Source organism: Ilumatobacter sp. (assembly GCF_041688325.1).
GTDB lineage: Bacteria > Actinomycetota > Acidimicrobiia > Acidimicrobiales > Ilumatobacteraceae > Ilumatobacter_A.
The window spans coordinates 1-2,078 of record NZ_JBDNIJ010000069.1; the positions used below are offsets into that span (position 1 = coordinate 1).

At 64.1% G+C, this 2,078-nt stretch carries 2 protein-coding genes; both read left to right on the forward strand.

Annotation, left to right across the window (positions count from 1 at the left end):
• The first annotated feature begins 36 nt into the window (after positions 1–36).
• Positions 37–1,200, forward strand: coding sequence for a bifunctional glutamate N-acetyltransferase/amino-acid acetyltransferase ArgJ (gene argJ / locus ACH2EI_RS05060; protein WP_395154848.1), 1,164 nt, complete (start codon positions 37–39; stop codon positions 1,198–1,200).
• 237 nt (positions 1,201–1,437) lie between these two features.
• A partial coding sequence (locus ACH2EI_RS05065) for a M48 family metalloprotease (protein WP_395159324.1) occupies positions 1,438–2,078 on the forward strand: 641 nt, incomplete at its 3' end.

The following is a 2,078-nucleotide window of genomic DNA, read 5'->3' on the forward strand; positions in this document are numbered from 1 at the left end:
ATCGGTACCACCGAACCGGGTCGTAGTCTGTCGAACATGATCGAACTCCCGGGCGGGTTCTCCGCGCATGTTGCGAACATCGGCATCAAAGACGAAACTGATGACCTCGTCGTCATCGCGGCCGACGCTGCGGTACCCACCGCTGCCGTGTTCACCACCAGCCGATTCGCCGGGCCCAGCGTCACGCTCAGCCGCGAGCACGTTGCGAACCGCAGCGCTCAAGCCGTCGTCGTGATCTCCAAGAACTCCAACGTCGCCACCGGGCCCGACGGCATCGCCGACGCCAGCGAAGTCGCGACGACAGTCGCCGAACGGCTCGGCTGCGACCCCACCGACATCGTCGTCACGTCGACCGGCGTCATCGGGCGCCGCTATCCAATGGACCGTGTCCGCGCCGGCTTGCAGGCCATTCCCCAACCGCTCCCCCGCCGCGATGCCGACGGGCCCGCACGCGGGATGATGACCACCGACACGGTCGTCAAGCTCGCCGAGGCCACGCTCCCCGGCGGCGCACGGATCGTCGGCATGGCCAAGGGCGTCGGCATGATCGAGCCGAACATGGCCACGCACATCTCACTGCTCTTCACCGACGCCGCCATTGCATCAGACGAGCTCGACGCCACCTTCCGGCGCGTCGTTGACCGGACCTTCAACTGCGTCAGCATCGACACCGACACCTCGACGAGCGACTCCTCGATCGTGATGGCCTCCGGCATCGCCGGCCCCGTCGATGCCGCACAGTTCGAAGCTGCGCTCTACGCAGTGGCTGTCGACCTCACCAAGCAGATCGCCCGTGATGGCGAAGGTGCGAACTCGTTGATCGAAGTCCACGTCGACGGTGCAATCAATCCGGCCCAGGCCAAGCGAGTCGCCAAGGCAATCGTCAACTCACCCCTCGTCAAGACGGCGGTCCACGGCGGCGATCCGAACTGGGGCCGCGTGGCAATGGCGATCGGTAAGTGCAGCGACCACGCCGACGATCAGCTGATCGATCAAACCGCAGTCACGATTCGCTTCGGCACCAACGAGGTGTATCCCCGCCTCCTCGACGACGACGCGCTCGCCGCACTGTCGGGCTACATGTCGGGCACCGACGTACTGATCCACGTCAGCGTCGGGCTGGGCGAGAGCGAGTCAACGGTGTGGGGCTGCGACCTCTCCGACACCTACGTGCGCTTCAACGCCGATTACACGACCTGAGTCGATCGCCGCCGCACACCGTCATACATCGTCGGGCCATCGAATAGGTGCATTTTATTTCGCACTTCCGATGATATGTGATTAACGACCTCTATCATCACCCTTACTGAAGGGGAGTACCCCTCGAGGCCAGTCGTCAAGACGTCCCACCACGGGGCCGGCGTGGCCAGTCCGAGAAATCGGGCGGGGAGACTTTCAGCATCGTCAATTTTGTCGTGCGCTGAAAGGACAACCCTCGTGTTCAAGAACACCCTGAAGACTTTTACTCTGCTCGCCGGCCTCGCCGGTTCGTTGATCTTGGTCGGCTCGCTGCTCGGCGGCCCGACAGGCATCGTGATCGGTGCCGTGTTTGGTTTCGGCCTTGTTGGTAGTTCCTATTGGTTCTCTGATCGTCTCGCTGTGCGTTCCGCTCGTGCCGAAGAGGTCCGGCCCGGCCAATTGGAATGGTTGCAGTCCGATCTGGCTGTACTCGCGGAACGTGCCGGGATGCGCACGCCGCGACTGTTCCTGTCGCCCGATGCGCAGCCGAACGCGTTCGCGACCGGCCGCAGCGAGCGCACCGCCGTGGTCTGTGTCACCGAGGGGTTGCTGGCGGCGCTCGATCGTGACGAAGTGCGTGGCGTGGTGGCCCACGAAGTCGCACACGTCCGGCACCGTGACATTCTGATCGGGTCGATTGCGGCGGCGGTTGCGACCGGCATTTCGATGATCGCGAACCTGGCGATGTTCGCATCGATGTTTGGTGGCGGATCCAACGAGGACGACGCACCCAACCCGATGGTCGTCATGGCCCTCGCAATCGTCGCACCGGTGGCCGCGAGCGTGATGCAGATGGCGCTGTCACGTTCTCGCGAGTTCGAAGCCGACCGGCTGGGCGC